24 protein-coding genes, 4 tRNA genes and 2 pseudogenes are annotated in these 24,561 nt (G+C 39.2%); 11 read left to right on the top strand and 19 right to left on the bottom strand.

The genetic code is table 11. The features are described 5' to 3' along the window. Positions 1-44: 44 nt before the first annotated feature. The 6 genes from R2H34_RS06815 (at position 45) to purB (ending at position 5,282) form a co-directional block, all read left to right on the top strand. Positions 45-581: a gamma carbonic anhydrase family protein gene (locus R2H34_RS06815; RefSeq protein ID WP_004913144.1), complete on the top strand. Its 537-nt coding sequence runs from the start codon at positions 45-47 to the stop codon at positions 579-581. A 44-nt stretch (positions 582-625) separates the two neighbouring features. After that, positions 626-1,321, top strand: a complete 696-nt coding sequence (locus R2H34_RS06810; RefSeq protein ID WP_087540246.1) for a hypothetical protein — start codon at positions 626-628, stop codon at positions 1,319-1,321. A gap of 91 nt (positions 1,322-1,412) precedes the next feature. Continuing rightward, the gene (locus R2H34_RS06805) at positions 1,413-1,901 is read left to right on the top strand and encodes an NUDIX hydrolase (protein WP_020899799.1); all 489 of its coding nucleotides are present in this window, start codon (positions 1,413-1,415) and stop codon (positions 1,899-1,901) included. A 4-nt stretch (positions 1,902-1,905) separates the two neighbouring features. Further along, positions 1,906-3,039, top strand: coding sequence for a tRNA 2-thiouridine(34) synthase MnmA (gene mnmA / locus R2H34_RS06800; RefSeq protein WP_004913150.1), 1,134 nt, complete (start codon positions 1,906-1,908; stop codon positions 3,037-3,039). Positions 3,040-3,057: 18 nt separating this feature from the next. Further along, positions 3,058-3,789: a high frequency lysogenization protein HflD gene (hflD, locus tag R2H34_RS06795; RefSeq protein ID WP_004913152.1), complete on the top strand. Its 732-nt coding sequence runs from the start codon at positions 3,058-3,060 to the stop codon at positions 3,787-3,789. A 104-nt stretch (positions 3,790-3,893) separates the two neighbouring features. After that, positions 3,894-5,282, top strand: a complete 1,389-nt coding sequence (gene purB, locus R2H34_RS06790) for an adenylosuccinate lyase (RefSeq protein WP_087540244.1) — start codon at positions 3,894-3,896, stop codon at positions 5,280-5,282. A 49-nt stretch (positions 5,283-5,331) separates the two neighbouring features. On the opposite strand, the gene R2H34_RS06785 is transcribed toward purB, so the two are convergent. The 4 genes from R2H34_RS06785 to R2H34_RS06770 form a co-directional block, all read right to left on the bottom strand. Next, positions 5,332-6,027 carry a glutathione S-transferase family protein gene (locus R2H34_RS06785; RefSeq protein WP_087540242.1) on the bottom strand — a complete coding sequence of 232 codons (696 nt, stop codon included), beginning with the start codon at positions 6,025-6,027 and terminating at the stop codon, positions 5,332-5,334. 96 nt (positions 6,028-6,123) lie between these two features. After that, positions 6,124-6,564: a PaaI family thioesterase gene (locus R2H34_RS06780; protein ID WP_087540240.1), complete on the bottom strand. Its 441-nt coding sequence runs from the start codon at positions 6,562-6,564 to the stop codon at positions 6,124-6,126. Positions 6,565-6,586: 22 nt separating this feature from the next. Beyond that, a complete protein-coding gene (locus R2H34_RS06775) occupies positions 6,587-7,474 on the bottom strand; it encodes an alpha/beta fold hydrolase (RefSeq protein WP_087540238.1) in 888 nt (295 codons plus the stop codon). 18 nt (positions 7,475-7,492) lie between these two features. Continuing rightward, positions 7,493-8,437, bottom strand: coding sequence for a metal-dependent hydrolase (locus R2H34_RS06770; protein WP_004953302.1), 945 nt, complete (start codon positions 8,435-8,437; stop codon positions 7,493-7,495). Between the two features lie 301 nt (positions 8,438-8,738). Between R2H34_RS06770 and R2H34_RS06765 the strand changes: the two genes are divergently transcribed. After that, positions 8,739-9,224, top strand: coding sequence for a winged helix-turn-helix transcriptional regulator (locus tag R2H34_RS06765; RefSeq protein ID WP_087540236.1), 486 nt, complete (start codon positions 8,739-8,741; stop codon positions 9,222-9,224). A 73-nt stretch (positions 9,225-9,297) separates the two neighbouring features. Here R2H34_RS06765 and R2H34_RS06760 read toward each other — a convergent pair whose 3' ends face one another. From R2H34_RS06760 to R2H34_RS06720, 9 genes and pseudogenes are all read right to left on the bottom strand, one after another. Then, the gene (locus tag R2H34_RS06760; RefSeq protein WP_087540234.1) at positions 9,298-10,488 is read right to left on the bottom strand and encodes a hypothetical protein; all 1,191 of its coding nucleotides are present in this window, start codon (positions 10,486-10,488) and stop codon (positions 9,298-9,300) included. 146 nt (positions 10,489-10,634) lie between these two features. Further along, positions 10,635-12,275, bottom strand: a complete 1,641-nt coding sequence (locus R2H34_RS06755) for a thiamine pyrophosphate-binding protein (RefSeq protein ID WP_087540232.1) — start codon at positions 12,273-12,275, stop codon at positions 10,635-10,637. 39 nt (positions 12,276-12,314) lie between these two features. Continuing rightward, positions 12,315-13,781 (bottom strand): aldehyde dehydrogenase, encoded by a 1,467-nt coding sequence (locus R2H34_RS06750; protein ID WP_087540230.1) that lies wholly within the window; start codon positions 13,779-13,781, stop codon positions 12,315-12,317. Between the two features lie 11 nt (positions 13,782-13,792). Beyond that, positions 13,793-14,584: an aspartate dehydrogenase gene (locus tag R2H34_RS06745; RefSeq protein WP_151690723.1), complete on the bottom strand. Its 792-nt coding sequence runs from the start codon at positions 14,582-14,584 to the stop codon at positions 13,793-13,795. Between the two features lie 9 nt (positions 14,585-14,593). Then, the gene (locus R2H34_RS06740; RefSeq protein ID WP_282896476.1) at positions 14,594-15,388 is read right to left on the bottom strand and encodes an SDR family oxidoreductase; all 795 of its coding nucleotides are present in this window, start codon (positions 15,386-15,388) and stop codon (positions 14,594-14,596) included. A 19-nt stretch (positions 15,389-15,407) separates the two neighbouring features. Beyond that, positions 15,408-16,223 carry an alpha/beta fold hydrolase gene (locus R2H34_RS06735; RefSeq protein WP_087540224.1) on the bottom strand — a complete coding sequence of 272 codons (816 nt, stop codon included), beginning with the start codon at positions 16,221-16,223 and terminating at the stop codon, positions 15,408-15,410. A 31-nt stretch (positions 16,224-16,254) separates the two neighbouring features. Then, a complete protein-coding gene (locus R2H34_RS06730; protein ID WP_026057369.1) occupies positions 16,255-16,752 on the bottom strand; it encodes a cupin domain-containing protein in 498 nt (165 codons plus the stop codon). 173 nt (positions 16,753-16,925) lie between these two features. Continuing rightward, positions 16,926-17,312 (bottom strand): annotated as a pseudogene (locus tag R2H34_RS06725) (oxidoreductase C-terminal domain-containing protein); the annotation flags it as partial. Beyond that, positions 17,313-17,393, bottom strand: a pseudogene (locus tag R2H34_RS06720) (hypothetical protein); the annotation flags it as partial. Positions 17,394-17,691: 298 nt separating this feature from the next. On the opposite strand from R2H34_RS06720, the gene R2H34_RS06715 reads away from it, so the two are divergent. Continuing rightward, on the top strand, positions 17,692-18,507 hold the full coding sequence (locus R2H34_RS06715) for an IclR family transcriptional regulator (RefSeq protein WP_004959540.1): 816 nt from the start codon (positions 17,692-17,694) through the stop codon (positions 18,505-18,507). A 146-nt stretch (positions 18,508-18,653) separates the two neighbouring features. Here the strand turns inward: R2H34_RS06715 and R2H34_RS06710 are convergent. The 6 genes from R2H34_RS06710 to R2H34_RS06685 form a co-directional block, all read right to left on the bottom strand. After that, positions 18,654-18,727: transfer RNA gene (locus tag R2H34_RS06710), tRNA-Trp, on the bottom strand. A 65-nt stretch (positions 18,728-18,792) separates the two neighbouring features. Then, a tRNA-Leu gene (locus R2H34_RS06705) sits at positions 18,793-18,877 on the bottom strand. 154 nt (positions 18,878-19,031) lie between these two features. Then, a tRNA-Trp gene (locus tag R2H34_RS06700) sits at positions 19,032-19,105 on the bottom strand. A gap of 68 nt (positions 19,106-19,173) precedes the next feature. Further along, positions 19,174-19,258 (bottom strand) — tRNA-Leu (locus R2H34_RS06695). Between the two features lie 106 nt (positions 19,259-19,364). Further along, complete coding sequence (locus tag R2H34_RS06690) at positions 19,365-20,189, bottom strand: protein kinase domain-containing protein (RefSeq protein WP_004959543.1); 825 nt, start codon at positions 20,187-20,189, stop codon at positions 19,365-19,367. Next, positions 20,164-21,672, bottom strand: coding sequence for a DUF3336 domain-containing protein (locus R2H34_RS06685; RefSeq protein WP_004953257.1), 1,509 nt, complete (start codon positions 21,670-21,672; stop codon positions 20,164-20,166). Before R2H34_RS06685 ends, R2H34_RS06690 begins: the two co-directional genes overlap by 26 nt. 177 nt (positions 21,673-21,849) lie before the next feature. On the opposite strand from R2H34_RS06685, the gene R2H34_RS06680 reads away from it, so the two are divergent. The 3 genes from R2H34_RS06680 (at position 21,850) to R2H34_RS06670 (ending at position 24,512) form a co-directional block, all read left to right on the top strand. Beyond that, a complete protein-coding gene (locus tag R2H34_RS06680; RefSeq protein ID WP_004959546.1) occupies positions 21,850-22,740 on the top strand; it encodes an ATP-binding protein in 891 nt (296 codons plus the stop codon). A gap of 279 nt (positions 22,741-23,019) precedes the next feature. Next, complete coding sequence (locus tag R2H34_RS06675) at positions 23,020-23,598, top strand: TetR/AcrR family transcriptional regulator (RefSeq protein WP_318342530.1); 579 nt, start codon at positions 23,020-23,022, stop codon at positions 23,596-23,598. Continuing rightward, positions 23,595-24,512, top strand: coding sequence for a DMT family transporter (locus R2H34_RS06670; RefSeq protein WP_004959553.1), 918 nt, complete (start codon positions 23,595-23,597; stop codon positions 24,510-24,512). Before R2H34_RS06675 ends, R2H34_RS06670 begins: the two co-directional genes overlap by 4 nt. Positions 24,513-24,561 lie beyond the last annotated feature (49 nt).

Here is a 24,561-nt window from a genome sequence, read left to right as displayed (position 1 = left end):
TTTTTTATTTTATAATTCATGCAAATTATTTATTGTATTTTCTCATGGCTAAAAACATTCGCCCTTATTTAGATCATTACCCTGATATTGATACGAGTTGTTATATTGATGAAATGTCAGTAGTCATCGGGGATGTCAAGTTAGCTGAGAATGTTTCAGTTTGGCCTTTTGCCGTTATTCGCGGTGATGTCAATTCGATTCAGATTGGTAGAAATAGTAATGTACAAGATCATTGTATGTTACATGTCAGTCATAAAAATCAATCCAAACCAAATGGTTCACCTTTAGTAATTGGTGATGATGTGACTGTAGGTCATCATGTGACCTTACATGGTTGTACTATTGGCAATCGTGTCTTGATCGGTATTAATACCGTTGTTTTAGATGACGTGATTATTGAAGATGATGTCATGATTGGTGCTGGTAGTCTTGTGCCGCCACGTAAAGTCTTAAAAAGTGGTTATTTGTATGTGGGTAGCCCAGTCCAGCAAGTCCGCCCTCTCACAGATAAAGAAAAAGCATTTTTACCTTATTCAGCGCAAAATTATGTAAAAGTGAAGAATGATTATAAACAAAACTAATTTATTAATTCTGTTTATAATATTAACGAAAACCACGGATGATTATGAATAGAACAACAATATATTTGGGTTTATCTATATTAACGATTAATATCTTAACTTCATGCTCTCACTATAAATCTGATAGTGAAATCATGAGTACCGACTCTTATTATGCAACAGCTGAAGCAGCTTCATTGAGTTTCATAGCAAGTGATTTAAAGCATCATCAAATTTTTACTAATAATTTAAATAAATGCCCAGCCTATACATCTCCATCTCAACAAACTCCTCTATCAAATTCATACAGAGATATAATATCTACTTGTGAAAACAATAAATTTAAATGCTATCAGTCTTGTGTGGAAAATGATGCAGTGGCCTGTTATTTAGCAGCGTTATCATTACAAGAAGCAAATTATAAACTTCCAGCCGAACAAGTATTTCAAAGAAGTTGTGAGCTTGGCATCGCCTCTGGCTGTACCAATAGGGCTGCTGGAATGTTGGACTACAAAAAACACTTAACCACTGAACAAAAGAAGTGTATTTTTTCAACATTTGAGAAAACTTGTGACTGGCGCGATCCTTGGGGATGCACCATGTTTGCAGACCAATTAATTTCTGAGGAAAATACTGAACCTAATTATAAAAAAGCTTTAAATGTTCTCAATTATAGTTGTAAACATGGTGATACTGATCCAGCATGCCAATCGGCAAAGAGACTACGAAAATTTATTAATAGTAAAATTAAACCTGATTAAAGCAGTGGGTGGCTAAATCTATGATTCAGCCACCATAGCCAAAAACTCTCAAATTTTGTAGAATACGTTTTTTAAAATCATGGTGCTTTCTATGACCGCTTGGACACCTCATGTCACAGTCGCCACTGTAGTTGAAAAAGACGGACGTTTTCTGTTTGTTGAAGAACACAGCGAAGGCTTTGTACATACCGTGTTTAATCAACCTGCTGGTCATATCGAATGCGGTGAAACGATTATTGAAGCAGCGATCCGTGAAACCTTAGAAGAAACAGGTCATCATGTAGAAATAGATCATTTGCTTGGAATCTATACCTATACCCCTCCCATGTTTCCAGATCGCACATATTATCGTTTTTGCTTCTTGGCACATGTCACCTCGGTTGAGGAAAATGCACAACTAGATATCGATATTGTCGGTGCAGTTTGGATGAGTTTAGAAGAGCTACAAGAATCCGCTCGTGCGCGAAGCCCATTAGTTTTAAAAGTAATTGAAGATGCCCTCGCTGGTAAGAAATATCCTTTATCGCTTATTTATGAGCACCCTTTCTCTCCCTCATTAACTTCTCATTTGGATGCTTAATTAGATGCAACAACGTGTCATCGTCGGTATGTCTGGTGGTGTAGACTCCTCAGTTTCTGCCGCGCTTTTACTTCAACAAGGATATCAAGTTGAAGGTCTGTTCATGAAAAACTGGGAAGAAGATGATGGTACGGAATACTGCACAGCCCTTGAAGATTTAGCAGATGCGCAAGCCGTTGCAGACAAGATTGGAATTAAACTGCACACCGCAAACTTTGCCATGGAATATTGGGATCGTGTGTTTGAGCATTTCTTAGCTGAATATGCAGCAGGTCGTACTCCCAACCCAGATATTCTATGTAATAAAGAGATTAAGTTCCGTGCGTTCCTCGACCATGCTATGACTTTGGGTGCAGACTTTATTGCAACAGGTCACTATGCACGTCGTGGTGTAAGCACGCAAAACTCTCGTGGTGAAACCTATGCACCATTACTACGTGGTGTAGATAATAATAAAGATCAAACTTATTTTTTACACGCTGTTCATGGTCGTGAAATCAATAAGACGCTGTTCCCTGTCGGTGAAATTGAAAAGCCTGAAGTTCGTCGCATTGCTGAACAACTTGATTTAGCAACAGCGAAGAAAAAGGACTCAACTGGTATTTGTTTTATTGGTGAACGTCGATTTACCGACTTCCTTAAACAATATCTTCCTGCTCAAGCTGGAAAAATTGTCTTAGACAACGGCAAAGAAGTTGGTGAACATCACGGCTTAATGTACTATACGCTCGGTCAACGCGGTGGCATCGGTATCGGTGGTATGAAAGGTGCGCAAGAAGGTGCATGGTTCGTACTTCACAAAGACATTGCCAACAATCGTCTCGTCATTGGACAAGGTCATGAGCATCCACTTATGCAAAGTAAACAGCTTTGGAGTGAAGCGATTGATTGGGTTGCGGGTGAACAAGAAATCCCAACTACGGGTTTCCGATGCACAGCAAAAACTCGTTATCGTCAGCCTGACCAAGCGTGTACAATTTATCGTGACGAACATACAGAAAATGGTATTCGAGTTGAGTTTGATGAACCACAACGTGCTGTAACTCCAGGGCAAAGTGTGGTGTTTTACTCAGGAGAGGTGTGCTTAGGCGGTGGTGTCATTCACCATACTGATGCACCTCAACCAGATTTTATTTAAGGATATTGGAATCGAAGCATGGCGGAGTTACCCTTTCAGCACACCCAAGCGTTGAATGTAAGACAAAACCGTGCTTTAGCATTGGCTGCTGTCTTCCAAGCAACTCAGCTGACCCATATGACTGCGATGGCGGGACAGCAGAGTATTGGAGATAGTGGTAATTTTTATTTTGAACTACTGATCAAAGCAAGTTTAAATATTCGTCCAGCGACCAACAATGCGACTCAAACTTTAGATTTCTTTAATCAACTGGCTGATATTTCGCTAGGTTTAAAAACATTAGAAGGTTGTATTACTCAACCATTTAATACTGCACCAAAATCCAGAGTCCCTAAACTTTCGACAGCTAAACTTCCCATGTCCTATGCTATGGCATTATTGCAGTTGGAAAAGAAAGTTTATAGCAATCCTGAATACGTAAAAATTATCGAAACGGCTCAACAAAAGATCCTAAAACAGTTGTCTTTTTTCGATAATAACTATTTGCACCCAAGTATTATTGCCAATTTAGCTCAGACCTATGTTGAAACTGCTGGGCAAATTAATCCACGTATCCTTGTCCGTGGTAATGCTGAAGCTTTTAAAGATATGAATCATACAAATCGAATCCGTGCTTGCCTCTTTACAGGTCTACAACTTGCGCATTTGTGGCGACAACTAGGCGGTAGTTCATGGAGTATGATCTTTAGTAAACGTAAGCTTTTACAAGATATTCAAGCTCTTGCTCGTTTGCAGTATCAGGTCGTTTAAACCCGATGCTAGAGCGAATTTTTTATACTGTTTTACAACCTCTATAAATCTCTCTTTAGGAATAAATAAAGTTCTGCAAGAGAGACAAACTTTAAGGAATCTGTATGAATGCTTTAACCGCACTCTCACCACTTGATGGACGTTATGCGAGCAAATGCGATGCGCTACGCCCTTTTTTGTCTGAGTTTGGTTTAATCCACGCTCGTGTCACTGTTGAAGTGCGTTGGTTACAAGCACTTGCAAATCGTGCAGAAATCATCGAAGTACCTGCATTCTCTGCTGAAACGAATGCTGCTTTAGATGCGATTGTGACGAATTTTTCTGAAGAAGATGCAAACCGCATTAAAGAAATTGAACGCACAACGAACCATGATGTAAAAGCTGTTGAATATTTCCTTAAAGAAAAAATTGCCAATATTGATGAATTAAAAAATGCGGGCGAATTCATTCACTTTGCATGTACATCTGAAGACATCAACAACTTGTCTCACGCATTAATGCTTAAAAATGGTCGTGAAGTTCTTGTTGCAAGCATGAAGCAAATTCTACACGCAATTTCAGCTTTAGCTACAACACATGCTGAACAGCCAATGTTATCTCGTACTCATGGTCAAACTGCTAGCCCAACAACTTTGGGTAAAGAAATGGCGAACGTTGCTTATCGTTTAGCGCGCCAAATCAAGCAATTTGAAAATGTTGAATTATTGGGCAAAATCAATGGCGCAGTAGGTAACTACAATGCTCACCTTTCTGCTTATCCAGAAATTGATTGGGCTGCACATGCACAAGCATTTGTTGAATCTTTAGGTCTAAACTTCAACCCATACACCACTCAAATCGAGCCACATGATTACATGGCTGAATTGTTCGATGCATTACGTCGTTACAACACGATCTTGATCGACTTTAACCGTGATGTTTGGGGCTATATCTCTCTTGGTTACTTCAAGCAAAAATTAAAAGACGGTGAAGTTGGTTCTTCAACAATGCCTCATAAAGTAAACCCAATCGACTTCGAAAACTCAGAAGGTAACCTAGGTATCGCAAATGCGGTATTGGGTCACTTAGGTGAAAAACTTCCAGTTTCTCGTTGGCAGCGTGACTTAACTGACTCAACTGTTCTTCGTAACATGGGTGTTGGTTTTGCACAAAGCTTGATTGCTTTTGATGCTTGTTTAAAAGGTATTGGTAAACTTGAACTCAATGCGAACCGTTTAAATGAAGATTTAGACCAAGCACAAGAAGTTCTTGCTGAGCCGATCCAAACAGTAATGCGCCGTTATAATGTTGAAAAACCTTACGAAAAATTAAAAGCACTTACTCGTGGTCAAGCAATGACACGTGAAATGATGGTGAACTTCGTTAATGGTGATGAACTTCTTCAAGTTCCAGCTGATGAGCGTGCTCGTTTAGCAGAGCTTACTCCTGCTACATATACAGGTAATGCTGCTGAACAAGCAAAACAAATCAATGATTTGATTAGCAAAATCTAAGCTGATCATTCAATCATAAAAAAGCAAAGCCTCGGCTTTGCTTTTTTATTTAAATCAATAAATTAAAATTTTCGAGCCATTTTGAAATATTTGCAAAGCCTAATATTTGTGCACCAAATTTTTGGCTAGTTCTAACAATTTCTAGAAGTTGAGATGCAACTGCTATATCAGCAATCGTCTGCTGATCTCCAACCAACCAACCTGTCTGATTTAAAACCAACTCAATACGTTCTAAGTGTCTAGTAAATTCAGCTTCAATATCGGCTTGAGCCATACGACCTGTACCTTGCATCTTTACTTGAAAACCCAATGCCGATTTCAGTAATGGCTTCATTAAATGCTTTTCAAATGCAGGACGACCTTCTGAGCTGATTTCAACAACTTGATTGAACGCTTTTTTATCACTTACACGAAAATGCACTTCATAAAAATACAAGACTTCATCCGCCCAATCTTCCCAAAGCTCTGTGTAAGCACATTGCATAGGATCTTCAGGATAAAGTCGAGGAAGCTCGGGAAAGTGTTGATCTAAATAACGTGCAATTCGAGTGCTATCTTGAACTCGCTCGCCATTAATATCCACGACAGGTAACTTGCCGACTTTACTAAGCAAAGGGACTTTGCTACCCAGTAAGCCGTTGTAATTTATTGTTTCAAAAGGAATACCTTTGAACTTCAACATCCGTGAAACTTTTTGACAAAAAGGTGAAATTTCCCACTGATGTAGAACAATAGAGTTTGACATTTTTATATCTCATTTGAATGAATTGAACATATTTTTATGATGTTTCACATGGCCATCATAACAAGTTCAAGTCCATTCAAAACAATAATCTTAAAATCATGCTGAACGGCGAATAATCATATTTGTCGCAGTTGCATGTGCATACAATTTTCCATCCTCATCGCGAATATAACCCTCAGAAATTACAAGATTACGCCCAACATTGATGACTTTTCCATCTGCAATCAACGGAGTGTTAAATGGAATCGGACGACACATTTTGATATTAAGGTCTGTTGTTCCATATGACTCACCCGCAGCCAATACTGTATGTGTTGCACAACCTGTGACTGAATCCAAAATTGTTGCTGCAAAACCACCATGCACACCGCCTAATGGATTGGTATGTCGTTCATCAGCAATCGCACTAAATACGATTCGTCCCTGTTCAACCTCTACAGGTTTCATCGGCATTGTCTTTGCAATTCCAGGCTCAGGGAAGTGACCTTGTGCAAATGCTTGCATGATTTCCAAACCCGTCATTTTTAAAGGATTCATTGATTTTCCTCGATCATTATCATTAAAATTTATCAAAAATATAACTTTTGATGGTGTTCGCAATTTGTTGTGGATGGCTCACTATGCCCCAATGCCCTGCTGCAACTTCACTATACTGTACGTCAGTTACCCATTCTTCCATATCTTGGCTCATAAAACTTGGCACAAATGGATCTTTGGTCATGACCAGCATATGTACAGGAATCGTTGTTTTACGCTGTGATGGATTAAGCAAAGGTTGAACCAAATTCTCACGATATAATCCCAAACCACTGATTGAATTGCGTAATTGATAAGGGTCTACATGCGCATCTGTGTTTTCTATATATCCAACAATCGATGGCCAAATTTTTGTCAAACCTAATCGCCATGTTAACTCTGGCAATAAAGGTAATTGAAACATTGCCATATAACCTGAACTGATCGCACGTGTCACCACATTACGATACCCTTGGAATGAACCTTGGTTCCATTGACGTTTGAACCACCAACCGACGTGATCAACACTCGGTGTCATCGCAGTGTATGATTTAATTTGAGATTTCAGCGTATCTCCTAACACCGCCTCCCAGCCTTGTAATGAACCCCAATCATGCCCAACCACATGAACAGGTTGTTTCGGGCTTACAAGACTAATCACCGTACTCAAGTCTTGTACCAAGTATTTAAATGCATATTCAGATTGATTTTTAGGAATATCTGACTGTCCAGTTCCACGAACATCATAGGCGTAGACATTTAATTCGGGATGTAAATGTTCTGCCATTTGATTCCAAACTTCAGCAGAATCTGGATAACCATGAATCAATACAATACTTGGTTTATCTGCAACAATCTGTCCCCAATGATATACAGCGAGTGAGAGATCTCCAGACATAACAAATTGAGTCGTTTTTTCGAGTTTTTTCATGATGAAGATATCCTCGACTTAGCTTTTCAATTTTGTTGATTGTTGCATTGCTTGAGCTGCTAACACGGCAGGTGACTGATTGATATAGGCCTGTGCAAGTTCAGTTGAGCCCTCAAAATAAGGGTGATAACTTGGTTTGAAGAATCGAAGTGCTGTTGTGAAATACCAAATTGGGCCTGGTGTGTATTGATTTTTGCCAGCACGATGCCATGCTTTCCAAAATTTTAATTGTTTAAGACTAGTCATATCGCGTGGCATATCGGGATCAGCTTTTGCTAGTTGTGCTGTACCAGCGGCCATCAAATAAGTAAATATAGGTGCTGTTGCCAACATGATCCCTGCTCGCATCAAATAGCTTCCATTCAAATGTTGAAATAAATCGTAAGCCACTGTGCGATGTTCTACCTCTTCTGCTCCATGCCAAACAAATAAATCACTCACAACTGGATCACAACCACGTTCTTGCCATTTTGCCTCGGTCAGAACATATTGCCCTAGAGCACAAGTAAAATGTTCAGCAGCAGCAACTAAACCGACTCGAAGATCTAACCATGTTTTTTGCAATGGTTTGGGTAATGTACGACCTAAAGGTTGATCAGCCAATAAACGGTCGAATAAATAGACAACACGCTGATATTGGTTTTCAACATCAACACCATATCGCTGTAAATATTCCTCAATCGATATTTTATGTGCCTGAGAATGAATTGCTTCCTGACGGATAAAAGTTTTTACGTCAGCTTTGAGTTGCTCATCCGTGATATGTGGCAGTGCTTTATTGAAGATACGGCAGAAAAAATATTCTCCACGAACCAAAGTAAAGCTGAAATGATTAACGTTGTGGCTCGCGATAGGATCTTGAGGAATCCATTGTAATGGTGAGTTTTCCCAAGCGAATTGAACTTGTCGTGGAATCATTTCCCAATCAGCTGTTGAAACTCGGTTTGGAATTGCCTTCATCATATAGACACCTTTCGATCATCATTTTGCGTTTTCTTGTGCCTTCTATTCAATGTTGATTGAGTTCAATCTTTTAACAGAACCCATCTAGACCTTTAACATTTCAACTTGTGAATGAATGCTAAATCGATAACTGAACAGCGAATTGGCAAAGAAACCTTTTAATACATATTAGTTCTTTTTTGGAACTAACTAAAAGTACGATATCTGTGCTATGATGAATTGTCAATCTAATGGTGTTTTCATTAAGGAAAATGTCCCTTAATGACAATAATTAGCCTATTGAGATAATATTGAGGTCTATATGAAATGGCATGAATTGGGTGAAATGGGTTGCCCTATTGCGCGTAGCTTATCGATTTTCGGTGATCGATGGACTCTCTTGATTATCCGCAATGCTTTTCTTCGCACACGTCGTTTTGATGATTTTCAAAAGCAGCTCGGTATTACACGGCACTTACTCACTGAGCGTTTGAATCGCTTAGTTGAAAATAAAATTTTTGAAAAAGTGTTATATCAAGAAGCACCAAAACGTTACGAGTACAAACTTACAGACAAAGGTTTAGCCCTCTATCCAATTATTATGGCAGTCACGACATGGGGCAATTATTGGCATAATGAAGATAATAAATATCCAATTTTGGAATATTTGCATAAAGACTGTGGTCATAAGACCAAAGCAACCATGACATGTCAGAACTGTCATGGTGAGTTAACTGCGAAAAACACCCTAGCCTATTATGATGCGATGGAAATGGATCAGGTTGTAGAGAACGCTTTAAATAAATAGGTAGGTATTCAAAACTGTTCTGCTTATTAAATAATGAAGAGTAATGATGATTACTCTTCATTTGAACGTAGAACTAGAAACTAAAACCAATATTCAAATTGATGCGATAAAGCCATTTATCACTATTTGGCGAAACCGTAGACGTAAAACCTGTAGCATTGGTAGCTCCACCGATAATATTCGAGTTTTTCCCCCAAGTGTAATCCGCCCATACCATGAAAGGTGAAGCAATAAACATCATCCCAGTAGTATTCATCTGCGAGTCAGACCAATCCTCACGTTTTTTATCTAAATAACTATAATCATTGTAAAAACGGATTGCTTTGAGTTTGCCCATATCTTGCACAGGTAATGTGTATGCGAGGTTTAAACTCGCAATAGTTCCTTCGGAAGCAATGAAATATGCTGGCGTTAAACCATTTGCACCCATCAAGGTCATATCATCATTTACACCATCTGGATTTTTTGCATCATATTGATAATGAATCACTGAGCTTTGGACATTGAAACGTTTGTAATTATTATCAGTATGCAAACCCACTGCATAATATTTGCCGTTGTCATCCGTGATTTTATTATGCAATTGAGCAATTGCACCTGATACACCAATTTCTTGCTTACCAAATTCCATTTCTAACTTACGAACAATCCGTGTATTCACTTGATGACGCTTTTCATTTTGATAGGCTTTTTGTGTTGGAAATGCATTTTCAGCCAAATCATCATAAGTCGCACTTTCAGGTGAATATCGAAGATTAGTTGCGAGCATCTCAGGATAATAGCCTAGCTTCACATCCCAACCTTTGTTGTTAAAATTCCAGTTCAAACCTGGAGCGATGTTATTCCCATAACCCAAAAAGAATGGAATATGATAAGTCCATCCATTTTGCGGATAGGGATAAATTGCAAAGGGTTTATAAACAAAACCTGCTTCTATGCTGTTATGTTCATCCAAATGATATCCCACATAGGCTTTTTCAATTGAGCGCTTCTCTTGATCTTGGAAAAGGTAGCTGGTATTGAAATAGGCATCATCAAACTTGCCTTTCAGATCAACTCGAAAAATATCAAAATATAGTTTTCCAAAACCTCCATTTGGCCCCTCCCAATTTTCATAACGTTGATTCAAACGCACCACTCCACCCAGTTTGACAGAATCCGTTCCATCCTCACTTTTCCATTCCAGTGCTGAACTTTGTGCATATACATTTGATACCGCGCTCATCGACAGTGCTGCAAGCATCATGACTAATGTCTTTTTCATATCATATTCCTTCGCTTCGATACCAACCGTCCTGTTGGCTTGGATTATTGTTTTACCTGTAAAACATAGTTTTTATTGTTTTGTAGGCAAAAAAATTTGCCTACAAATTTTCTAACATCAGTCATCTCAACCAATGTTTAAATTACTCAGTACAATTTCTTTTGTGGTGGACCTGCAAAGTTCAGAGGTCCAATTGAATGCATATCTAGCTCAATCACACTTGGCCCTTGGAAATCAACTGCCTGCTGAATGACTGTTCTAAACTCTTCTGCACTACCGACTTTCCAACTTTTCACGCCCATCGCCTCACCCAAAGCCTGGTAATCAGGTGTGTGTAATTCGTTGAAATACTGGCGTCCTCCGAAGTAATTATTTTGAATACCACGCATTACCCCATAGCCACCATCATTCATGATCATCAGTACCATATTGGTATTTTCTTGCGCCATCGTCGCAATTTCACCTATCCCGAGCATCAAACCACCATCACCGACTAAACCAATCACTTTTTTGTCAGGATTGGCAATTGAGGCACCAATTGCGGTAGCTAAACCTAGACCAATCGCCCCTGCTAAAGAGTGAATATTTTGATTTGGTGATTGTACTGGAAATAAACGACTGCCCCACGTACTGCCTGACATCGTAATATCACGAACAAAAATGCCATCTTGTGATAGTGCTGCACGAAGGTGATCACAGATCAACGCATATTGATCAAGCTGTGTACGTAAAACATTGATTGCTGCCTGTTTCGCATCAACAACTGCTGCATCATATTCAGTATCTATTTTAGATACGCCTGCTAAACCTGTGAGAACACGTTGCAACACATCTTTGGCATCACCACAAATGAAATTACGAATTTTGTAATTACGTTGTTGTGCAACAGGATTAGCATCTACCTGAATAATATTTTCAGGGAACTGCACTGAATAGGTTTTGGTTTCGTTACTACGTAAGCGAGACCCGACTACAACCAATAAATCAGCATCTTTTAAAAGTTGTTCAACGCCTGCGGAGTTATGAAATGCACCTAGACTACGTGGATGATCATCTGCTAACACACCACGCGCATGGGTTGAAGATACTACTGGAATACCCAAGTCAGCTATTGCTTTGACTTCATCCACACTATTGAGCGTACCACCACCGATCCAAAAAATTGGACGTTTGGCTTTTTTGATTTCATTAACAATCAAATCGACTTCAACTTGATCTGCTTGAGGTAATTCCAGTGCTTTGACTGGACCTAGATTCAGTGGTAGGTCAATTTCTGCTGCTTGAACATCAATCGGTAGCTCAACACTGACTGGCCCCATTGGGACAGTCGTTGCGACGCGAATCGCTTCACGGATTACGCCGACCGCATTGTCAGGGCTGGTAATACGAAAAGCAGCTTTGCTCGATGCACGTAAGAAAGTCAGTTGATCTTTGGTTTCATGGATAAAACTTGCATCACGATCTAAATATTCACGTTCAACTTGACCTGTTAAATGCAACACTGGACTGCCCGCATTCATTGCTTCAATCAATGAACCCACCGCATTTCCTGCACCTGCACCTGTGCTCGTTAAGGCAACACCCAAACCTTTAAAGCGTGAATGACCATCTGCCATCGTCACTGCACCTGCTTCACCACGCGCCGCCACAAAGCGAATTTTTTCACGGCGACCTACGGCATCAGCAATTGGTAAATTATGAATTGAAATGACGCCGTAGATACTATCAACTTGATGCGCCTCTAAAACACGAGCGATTGCTTCGCCTACATTTACACGTTCTGTCATTACTATATTCCTCGAAAACTTGTTCTATCCATGAATTTATTAATCGCACCAAGGATTTGGCTGTTCGCTTAATCCCATATAAATGCTTTTTTGTTGCATATACGCCATGATGCCTAAACGACCTTTTTCACGTCCAATTCCACTTTCTTTGAAACCACCAAAAGGGGCAGAAATCGAGAATTTCTTATAGGTATTGATCCAGACTGTACCGACTTCTAAAGCACGCGCAATCTGCCATGCCTTACGGTAGTTTTCAGTCCAAATCCCAGCGGCCAAACCAAAACAACTGTCATTGGCTTGTACGATCAAATCGGCTTCATCGTCATATTTCATGACTACCAGCACAGGGCCAAAAATTTCTTCCTGACAAGTTTGTGCTGAATTATTGAGACCTGTGATAATGGTCGGTAAATAAAAACTACCCTTTGCCAACTCACCATCCGTCAATGCCTGACCACCAACCAAAACTTGCCCACCTTCTTTTTTGGCCAATTGAACATAAGCATCCACAGAAGCTAAATGCTTCGGATTGATCAAAGAACCCAAATGCACGCCTGCGGTTTCAGGATGTCCAACGCGCAAGCCTTTGGTAATTTCAACTAGACGCGTTAAGAATTGATCATAGATACTGCGATGCACAAATAAGCGTGATCCTGCAATACATGCCTGTCCCGCTGAACTAAAAATGCCATAAGCCACACCTTTAGCTGCAAGCTCAATATCGGCATCTTGCATGACGATAGTTGGTGATTTTCCACCAAGTTCTAAAGATGTGGTAATCAACTTGTCAGCGGCAATATGTGCTAAATGACGTCCTGTGCTGGTTCCACCTGTAAATGAAATTTTTCGTACTAATGGATGCTTTACGATTGCATCACCAATCACCGAACCACGTCCAACCAGTACACTCAATAAACCTTTAGGTAAACCCGCTTCTTCAAAGATTTTTGCTAATTCAAGCGCGATCAAAGAAGTCACTTCCGCTGGTTTTAGAATGACTGCATTACCACCTGCTATTGCAGGTGCTAACTTCTGCACTTCACTGGCTATCGGTGAATTCCATGGTGTAATCGCTGCCACAACCCCAACAGGTTCATGCACACTCATGGTCATAAAATCTGGCGCACGTTGTGTGGTTAACTCATCATTTAAGGTTTCACACGCCGCTGCGACATAACGTGCTGTTGCAGCCGCACTCAAGGTTAAGGCACGCGTCTCAGCCAGTGGTTTACCGTTGTCTCTTGTTTGTAGCTTTGAAAGTTCATCAACACGCGCTTCAATAATGTCTGCCACTTTATACAAAATCCGAGCACGCTCGTGTGGCATGCTGTTGCGCCACTCCGCCTTGCGCCATGCCAAATCAGCCTTTTCAATCGCTTCATTGACATCATCCAAACTCGCCGTTGAAATCTCAGCATTCACAGATTGATCTGCTGGAAACAAACTTTGAATCGTGTCACCTCGACCTAATCGCCATTCTCCAGCGATATAAATTTCCTTTACCATGATCAAATCCTTTAAATCTGAATTGCTTGAACACTATTGCGACAGGCACGAATCACACTGAGTGCAGCCAATGTCGAAGTTTTCGGGTTACTCGCCAAAGGCACACCGACCAACTCAATTGTCATTTCACCGAACACACCTTCTGCCACAATGGTGTGCTTGTTTTTATTGATGTTTGGATCAACTGTGAGTTCCACCATGGTTTCATCCATTCCCAAACCTGCAAGCGCAATCGTCGCTGCAACATTGGCATTGGCTGGAAACTTCAATGCAGCTTCACGAGCCGTACCACGGAAAAAAACCGTTGCTTCGCTCACCTGATCTAAATCAACCAATTGCTCTGCATAACTACCACGCCAACTTTTTGGACTTTTGCAGCCCTTATAAGTGACCTTTTCCAAACCACCTTCTTTAGCCGCTGAGATTCCATCAATTCCAGCAATCGCACCTGCCAAAAGATGTAAATGGGCATCATGTTGTTCAGCCGTATTTTTTAGCTGAATCAAAAACTCGTTATCAGCCAAAGTTCCAACCGAGATCAACCCAATAGTCCAACCTTTTTCCAATACCTTTTTCGCATGCTCTTTCACCGCAGCTTGACCCGCAACTTCAATCACGTAATCAGGTGTACCCTGACATTCATCAATCGAGCTAATCACTTGTACTTCAGATGAAACTTGCGCCTGAACTTTTTCAACACTCCGTGCTGGTACCACAATCCATTTAAGTTGTAAGTCTTGCGGCATATGGGCATACACTTCTGCTGCCATCGCGCCAAAACCAATCATCATCAACTGTTTCATGTGCACACCTTATAAATGCTTATTGAATCCGCCAGAGACATCTATCGTTGAACCTGTGGTATAGGATGCTAAAGGTGATGCGAGAAAGACCAAGGCACGTGCAGGTTCTTCGGGCTTACCTAAACGTTGCATCGGGATACCACGATTTTTAGCAATATTGCCTGTCCATTGTTCCCATGACAGATTTGGGTCTGAACGTGTTTCAAAACGGCGTTTCCACTGTGCTGACTCCACCATACCCAAAAGAATTGAGTTCACACGGACACCATATTGAGTAAATTCATGTGCCAGTGAATGCGTTAAATTTAATAGCGCAGCACGTGCTGATGAAGTTGCGATCATGTGCGGTTCAGGTTGCAGGGCTAACAATGAATTGACATTGGTGATTGAGTCACATGCTGAATCTTTTAAATCATTTAAAAATGCGCGAACGGGATGTAATACGCTGAAATACTTCAATTCAATTTCTTTCATCCAATCTTCGTCTTGGGTATTTTCAAAATTCGACACACGACCTTGACCCGCGTTATTGATCAACATGTCGACATTACCTAAGTTTTGCTTTACATCTTTTGCAAATCGTTTTACATCTTCTTTATCCAAAACATTGCAGATACTGGTGTAAATATTGGCATGTGGATATTTCTCTAAAATATAAATTTTCGATGCAGCTAAACGCGCTTCATCTCGACCACACCACGCCACCTTTGCACCTTCCGCAACTAACATTTCCACAGCAGCCAAACCAATGCCTGACGAGCCACCTGTTACAACTGCTACTTTTCCTTCAACTTGGAAGCTCATATCCATATCTCTCGTTTAATTAATTTGCCGATAAAACAATGTCGTTAAACTGATCAGGTTGATCGATATAACTCAGATGACCTGCATCTGTAATGAGATGACATCGGCTCAATTGCATTTCCATCGCCAGCTCCATGATGGCTTGAGCAGGCGTGATTTCATCTTTATCACCTGCAATCACCACACAAGGAACTTTGAGATCTGTTAAATAATTTCTAATCTCGTCATACGCCAACAAATACGATGCTCGCGTAAAACCGTCTAAAGTAAGCTGCCCCATCACCTCACTGACCAATGCCAGTGCTTGAGGGTCTTGTTTATAAATTAAATGTGGACCACGGTTTGCCGCCATCCCCGCATTGCCCAAGCTTTTCAACATATTTGGGCGTTTCAGATAAACCTGTGCTTTGGTATCCTCATCCGAGCGTTGATAACCCTGCGCCGCATTGGCAATGATTAGGGTTTCAACTCGTTCAGGGTAAAGATGGGCAAAAGCACTTGCCTGTAATGCACCTAATGAATGACCTATAATGATGGATTTAGAAATCGCCAATGCATCCATAATTGCTAGTACTCGCTGAGCATAATTGGTTGCATTTGGCTGCTCCGTATCTAAGTTCTCAGATAAGCCATAACCTGGCGCATCCCAAGCAATCACATGAAAATGATGACTGAGTACAGCAAGCTGATTGACCCATGAAGCAGAACCTGAGCTGATACCATGTAAAAGAATCAGTGCTTGTCCGTGTCCAGCTTCGCGATAGGCTTGTACCTGACCATCAATCTCAATGGTTTTCACTGAGTATTGGGCTAAAGTGTCAATCAAAGTCATCATTTCATTCCTTTGTTATAGTTAATCGCTTTGATTAACGTTTGATTTGAGACAATGGATGCTCAGGTGGATAGTTTGGAATAGTTGGTTTTCCAGCACCTAACATCACACACATCAAGGCATCTTCCTGACCTGGATTAAACAAACCACGATAAATACCCGGTGGAATTGAAATCAGATCACGCTCTTTCAATTTGGTTTGAAATTTCTCACCGTTATGCTCAATGAACAGATCAATCTCACCACGTAACATGAAAAACACTTCTTCCACATCTTGGTGGATATGCAATGGACCTTCGCATTGCGCAGGTAACACCATGGTTGAAAAGGTAAAGTTTTCGGCTGGAACTGTATTGCCATCATTGACTACACCTGTTGCTCCAGTTCCCATATAACGCATTTGCGCACGACGATATTTCGGGTCGTAATCTGCTTGGAACTTCAACGCATCGAAGTCATATTTACGTGTTTCAAAACGCGCAATACGTGTGTTTAGCCAACCCAGTTTCGCCTTATCTTCAGCAATTCCCATTGCACCCTGAAAGCGTGGGTCTGCAAATAGAACCGCAATACTAATCTTGTCGAAAAATGCGAGAACAACACATACCATCAGGACAAAAGCAGGAACCCAATGCTTAAATCCACTTTTCTCTTCATTACTCATACTTCATTCCTTCGATTGAGTTATGAACTGGAATTAAATGTTTATGGTTTTAATTTCATGACATTAAATTTAGGGTCTGCTAATAATTTTGGGTCTAATACGGTATTGGACTGCATCCAACGTTTAGCCAGTTTGATTAATTTTGAATCATTGATTGCAATCATATTGATTAAGCAATTTTGATGATCTAAATACAGATAACTACATTGATCATCTGCACTTTTTCTCACCACAATCTGTTCTGTTCTTTCAGGTTGGTAACTACCTAGTATTTGAATATTGAAGTGGTACTGATCTGACCATAACCAAGGAATATCGGTATATTCTGTTTCCATGCCCAACATCGATTTTGCAGCTGCAATTGCTTGGTTCTGCGCATTTGCCCATGACTGAATGCAATAACCTAAACTTGGATGGATTGCGACATCAATCCAGAACTCGCCACCTGGACCAAAATCTTTGCGATAAGGAATCGAGAGACGTAACCAGCTTGCACCAGTATTGGCATATGTCGTCTTGCTGACAAACTGAGATCCAACTCATCCTTGCATCCTCACCTGTTTTATATATAAAACATTATTTGATATAACAAACCTTAATAAAGAATACTCCTATGATGTTTTTTTTGTAAAACTATATATTGTTTAAAATCATAAGCTTGATATTTATTACACATTCATTTACGTTTTACTTAGAAAATTTTGTTTTATATATAAAACTATCTTTTAACTCTACTTTGCAGTTAGAATAGATTCTTAAGAAAATTAAATTTGTAATGCTTTGCGTTTTTATAGGAAAATTAAGCTGATGAACCAAACGATAGAAACAGACTCTCAAGAATCTGAACTCACAAAAAATGATGATCGCTATTTAGTACCCGGTTTGGTACGAGGCTTAGCAATTTTGCAGGCATTTGATCAACAAACCCAAGAAATGACGATCACTGAGATCGCTGAAATTTTGGATGTAAATCGTTCTAGTGCTTTCCGTCTGATTTACACATTAGAATCATGTGGCTTCCTTAGAAAAGCATCTCAAAAAACCTATGCACTTGATTCAAAGGTGATGGAACTCGGCTTCAACAGTTTGTCTAAACAGTCTCTTTTAGATTTAGCAACACCGTTGATGAAAGAACTACGCGATCAAACTAAACTTGCAGTACATTTGTCCATTTTAGAAGGTACACATATTGTCTTTATCAACAATGTGCAATCGAATGGAACATTTACTAGCAATATAGGTCTAGGCACTCGCTGGCCTGCTCATGCGACTGTGATTGGACAAATGCTATTAGCAGACTTATCTGAAATTGAAATCCGTGATCGCTATAAAAATTTCAACCAATGGGAAACTTTTTCTGAACTCACCCCAAAGAATCTTAAAGAGCTACTTCAACGCCTCAGTTTTGTTAAAACACAGCGATCTATGATGGTCAGTTGGGGACATTACAATCATGATATGGCAGCTTGTGGCGCTCCAATTTTCAAACAATCTACAGGAAAAATGACTGCTGTATTGTCTGTAAGTTGCCCTTTAGCAACCTATGAAGAACATTATTTTAAAAATGAAATTGCAGAGATGGTTATCCAAACAGCGGATAAAATTTCTAAATTTATTTATTAGACTAAGGTTAAGTTCATTTTTCTAAAATATTTAGACATTGAGAGTATTCATTAAAATATTTAGTGAATACTCATCAAAGTAAATTAATTTCAAAATACTCCGAAATAAAAAAGCCCTTGTATCAAACAAGGGCTTTTTTATTAATTTGGCAGAGGATCAAGGACTCGAACCTTGACGAACGGTTTTGGAGACCGTCATGCTACCATTACACCAATCCTCTATAACAGCTTGATTAACTTATTTAGTCGTTAATCACTAAAAAGTAAAAGATTACTTTTTAAAATTTGGTGGGGGCGAAGAGACTCGAACTCTTACACCTTGCGGCGCTGGAACCTAAATCCAGTGCGTCTACCAATTTCGCCACGCCCCCGATGGATGTGTATATTAGTGATAAACTTTCTTGCTGACAAGCCTTTTTTATAAAAAAACCATGCATCTGAAAGCTAATGCTTTTTTCATGAGCAAACGAAATTTTTAACCAAATAAAAAAGCCCTTGTTTGATACAAGGGCTTTTTTATTAATTTGGCAGAGGATCAAGGACTCGAACCTTGACGAACGGTTTTGGAGACCGTCATGCTACCATTACACCAATCCTCTATAACCGCATGATTAATTCATTTCTGATTTAACCATAAAAAAAGCAAGATAACCTTGCTTCTTAAATTTGGTGGGGGCGAAGAGACTCGAACTCTTACACCTTGCGGCGCTGGAACCTAAATCCAGTGCGTCTACCAATTTCGCCACGCCCCCGATGGGTATGCATATTAGTGACAAAGCGGCTTTATGACAAGACTTTCTGATAAAAAACCAATTCAAGTGAACATATAATATTCAAATCAAAGATTTATGTTTATTTTTACAACAAATTTATTGTTCGAATCGCATTTCTTAGCTCTGCAACTGAGCCAAAGCGTTCATCCATTTTTTTCTTTAATAAGCCATCAAGTATCGGCAAAAAAAACTGTAGAGAATCTGGAAGTTTGATCTGTAACTGTTGGCAATGCAGTATTGCCCAATCATGATAGGTTTTTGCAGATAATCTCGATTGACAGAGCCATTCATATAGAATAATTCCAAAAGCGTATAAGTCACTTTGTACAGACTTGGGTTGACCATGAAACAGTTCAGGTGCCATGTAATGCGGTGTCGCGGTCAATAATTTCTTCGTACTAATAATTCGTTGACTCTGCTCAAAATCAATCAATCTACAAGTATCTAAATAACTTCTAAAATGCTCTGATTTCAGATCACCATGTATCCAACCACTTTGATGAAGTGCTTCAAGGGCATTTAAAGCAAGTAAAATTTGTTTTCTGATCTCGTGCAGATCATTTTCAGGACTAAATTTTATAAAAAAATCGTTCGTATCTAACGTTAATAGCCCTTCTCCACTTTGCCTCGTTTCATTTAAAAAATTCAGCTTGGATAAATCAATAACGTTATAAGGGACTAAAAAATCCGAACTAGCAATCTTATTTTGGCGATAAAACTCTAATTCGGCGTTAAATGAATCTTCTAAAACTTGGTTGTGTTGCTCAACATGAAACTTTAGCCAATATTTTTTATGACCTTGAGTTAATGTATATAAACGCCGTCCATATGAATGGCTTTTTTGTTTGGTCTGTAACGCTATCTCATCAAACGAATGATCTAAGTCAGAGATCAACATAATAGAATTCATTCTGCTGCTTATTTTCTTGCTTACGTAATGATGCCAAACAATGTTCTATTGTTTTACCGATCCGCGCATGCGTTTCTATTGAGGTGATTTTTGGCCATGTTGCTCGCTCACCTTCTTGCTGCAAAATCTTGAAAATCCTAGGTCGAGGATTTTTTAACATATAGTTATAATGGCGCAAACCATATTTAGCGATGATATTTACATCACCATAATAACGCTGTCCAAGTATGCCATAGCCATGATCAAGTACTCGACGGATTGGGAAAAAACCTCCCATATAATTTCGTGTTAAATCCATCACTTCCATCGCAATCGCTTTCCCTTGATGACGGACAATGCGTTGAGGCCAACTTAATACATCTCTACGAAAACGATCTGTGTCGCTCTGCATAAATGGCACAATATGAGGATTCACCTGACTGGCGATGGTGTAGTTAATATTATAAAGACGCGCCATTTTTTCCTGAGGAAAATCACTACGCATACTCCCATCCACCCATTTTGTCTTTGCCATATAGGGTGTGTGTTGTCCATCGTAACGCTTACTGGTTAGATGCACAGGCGGAAATAATACAGGTACGGCACAAGATGCTAACACTGCGCTCCAAACCAAAACATTAGGTGCAGTTAATGCATTCATAATTCTAGGATTTTGAGCAGTATTATGCGGTGCTACGACAATATTAATATGTCGTTTAGATTGTTGATATGCCTCAGCAAAAGTTAAATCACCCAAATTATTCATTAAGAATTTTTTGAGATACATCACATCAGCCAAACCACCATGCCCCTTAATTAGCTCAGTCACGGTGCGAAAACGGAATGCATCACTAAAAAAATGCTGTCCACCAAGCAACTCAGGGATCTTATCGTTCTTTGAAACACCAAGCATACCCGTCATAATCGCTCCAGCACTCGACCCAGACAGAACACTTGGCATCAAATCTTGCTCAAATAATGCTTTACAAACGCCTGTATGAAACAAACCCAAAGTTGCCCCTCCAGAAAACATGAGGGCTGGTTGTCCATAGGCTTTTTGGCATTCTTCAAAGAATTGAATTTTCTCTTTTAATTGGAAAGTTATACATTCGCTCGAGGCGAGATATTGAAAACAATCACTCACAAGTTCTACATAGTTTTCAATAATTTTTTTTGTTCCTACATATGTTTCAGCAAATAACATCGGATGACCAATATTTGCAAAATCATAAGATAATCCTTCACGGAGAACATAAATTAAATCAAGTGTTCGATGTTGAGTACGATATTTTTTTAATAAGGTGTATCGATTTGATAATGCTTCGGCATCAAAATAGGGCGACTGATTATCGTACTTCCACTCCTCTCTGCCAGATTCCTCATCCAGTTTTAGCGCGATTTCCTTCCATTCTTGATAACTTCTAGCATGCTGCAAATCCTCTTTTAGGACATCAACCCGATGTTTTTGATAGCTATTTTTCTTTTCTCTTACTTTATTTAGCATCGTCTGTCCTATCCCGTCTTCATTTTTCTATTCATGCACTTATACAATGCAAAAACCTACTTAAACAATCAAGTATAAATTCTTGTTATTGTGCATCGTTTTGATGATATTTCCTTTATTTTCGTGCAAGCAGTGCTAGTATCAATCTTCATTAATCACTGAGTTTTGTGTGTTTTTATGGCTATTTTAGACTTACCAGAATCTATTCTTGCATCTTTGTCGAATGTTTTGACTCAATTACAGCATGTTCTGCCACAACCGAAGCAACCGACTGATTTTTCTGCAATCGCTTTTAAATGGGAAAATCAAGAACTGATCGCCATACAACAACCTAAAAAAATGTATCTGGAAGATCTAAAAGGAATAGAGCGTCAAAAAGATAAAATCATTCAAAACACCTTGCAGTTTTTAAATGGCCTCCCTGCCAATGATGTTTTATTAACAGGTTCTCGTGGCACAGGAAAATCCTCAATTGTTCGTGCTTTACTGACAGAATACTCTGATCAAGGACTACGTTTAATTGAAATAGAACGTGATGATTTATCTGATTTACCCAAAATTCAAAAACTGATTGAACAACGTTCTGAGAAATTTATTGTTTATTGTGATGATTTAGCATTCAACGCAGAAGATGAAAATTATCGCAGTTTGAAAAGCGTGCTAGATGGTTCTCTTCAATCAGGTTCGAGCAATTTTATTATTTATGCGACGAGTAATCGTCGTCACCTTCTACCTGAATTTATGCATGAAAATACCCCAGTACGGAAAGTAGACGTACCTCAATACACTGAATTACACCCACAAGAAGCGATTGAAGAAAAAATATCTCTTTCAGATCGTTTTGGAATGTGGCTTTCATTCTACCCAATGGACCAGCAACTATATTTGCAAATCGTTGAACATTACATTGTTAAAGCAGGCTTAGAATATAACGATATTGTTCGAGGCGAAAGCTTGAAATGGTGTCAAGCACGAGGGCAACGTTCTGGTCGTGCAGCATACCAATTTTCTAAACACTGGATTGGTTCAAAAAATTTAGAAAAGTTAGCGAATAAAGATCAAACATAAACTCCTCAGATACTTAACTTGCTTCTTAATAGCACTCGCAATTGTTTCTTCTTCATTAAGTTTTATAAAAACTAGGAAACAATTGCGTTGTCAAAGAACTCTGATTTCAATTAGAAAAACCATATAAATTTCATGTGACTATAAAACAACACCACCTGGTAAGTCAGCATAATTCTCTTTCTAACATTTCCGATAATCATCTAAAACAAACAAATTTCGCTAGCAGATTAGTTTACTTTTCTATAATATTAGGTAGATCGGTATACTCAATACAAAACCATGAGCAGAAAGTCAGCCAAACAAAAAATCTTAGATGCAGCATCTATCCTGTTTTATAACGATGGGATAACCAATACTGGCATTAATAGCATTACAGACAAAGCGCAAGTGGCGAAAATGTCGCTCTATAATAATTTCCCCACGAAATCAGATTTGATTAGCTGCTACATCGAAGCCCGTCATCAAGAATGGTTAGAATTATTTGAAAAAAGGAAAGCTCAAATTCACTCACCTATTGATGGCATTCTCGCTATTTTTGATGCTTACCATGATCATGCAGAGTTTGCCTATGAAAAAGGTTTTAGGGGCTGCGGCTTGTTAAATGCAGCAGCTGAGTTTCCTGCTCATAGTCCTGAGCGTCTAGCAGTCAAAAAGCATAAAGATGAAATTGAAAACATTGTTACTGGCTATCTAATGCAACAATTTGAAGATTCTAAGAAAGTCCAAGAACTTGCTCTTTTAATTTCTTTTATTTTAGAAGGCTCAATTGCTAGAGCTGGTTTAGAAAGCTCAAGCGTCAAAGTATTTGCAGCGAAGCAAATGGTTCAACGATTATTAGAACAAGAGATTAAAAATTGAATAGCAAAACTTCAAACCTCAGCTCCCACTCTGGTTTTATTGCAGTTTTGATTGCCTCAATTTTATGGGGTACTACTGGAACTGCGGCATCTTATGCGCCTAATTTAAGCCCTCTTGCAATAGGAGCAATTGCAATGGGTGGCGGTGGATTACTACAAGCCTTGCTCGCTCATAAAAAGATTTTAGATCATCTACCACAAATCAAGTCTTACTACTCTTTGCTTCTGATTGGAATGATTTCAGTAGCCATTTATCCTCTCGCTTTTTACAGCTCAATGCGTATGGCTGGAATTACGATTGGAACGGTAGTCTCAATTGGGTCAGCACCATTATTTACTGCGTTATTAGAAAAAATTTTCGATAAAAAAGCACTTTCATTGAAATGGTTTATTAGTTTTATTTTTGGTGTTATCGGAGTATTACTTTTATCTGTGGGCGAAACACACTCTCATGGACCAACACAAAGCATTTCGACAGATCAAAAAACCATTGGAATCATTCTCGGATTGATTGCAGCTCTCACCTATTCACTATACTCATGGGCTGCTAAAAAAATGATTGATCGAGGTGTAGATTCAAAAGCATCAATGGGTTTAATTTTTGGTTTTGGCGCTTTAATCTTATTACCAACATTATTTTTTACGGGTTCAAACCTCTTTGATGAGTCTGTAAATCTTTATGTTGTTGCCTATATGATGTTGATTCCAATGTTTCTTGGCTATCTACTATTTGGGTATGCGCTAAAAACAATCTCCGCAAGCACAGCAACTACGCTTACTTTATTCGAGCCACTCGTTGCTGCTTTATTCGCAGTTCTTTTAGTCGGTGAGCAATTAGCACCGATTGGTTGGGTTGGCATGGTTTTGATTTTTGTTTGTTTAGCCGTGTTGTCTAAAACAGACCGTCCAAAATAATTTCGAGTTTCAACCAATATTAAATAGCATAGAGCTATGATCAATAATT

This window comes from Acinetobacter sp. 16 (genome assembly GCF_033439925.1).
GTDB classification, from domain to species: domain Bacteria; phylum Pseudomonadota; class Gammaproteobacteria; order Pseudomonadales; family Moraxellaceae; genus Acinetobacter; species Acinetobacter junii.
Note: the sequence above shows the minus strand (reverse complement) of the source record. Positions and strands in the feature narration are given on the sequence as shown.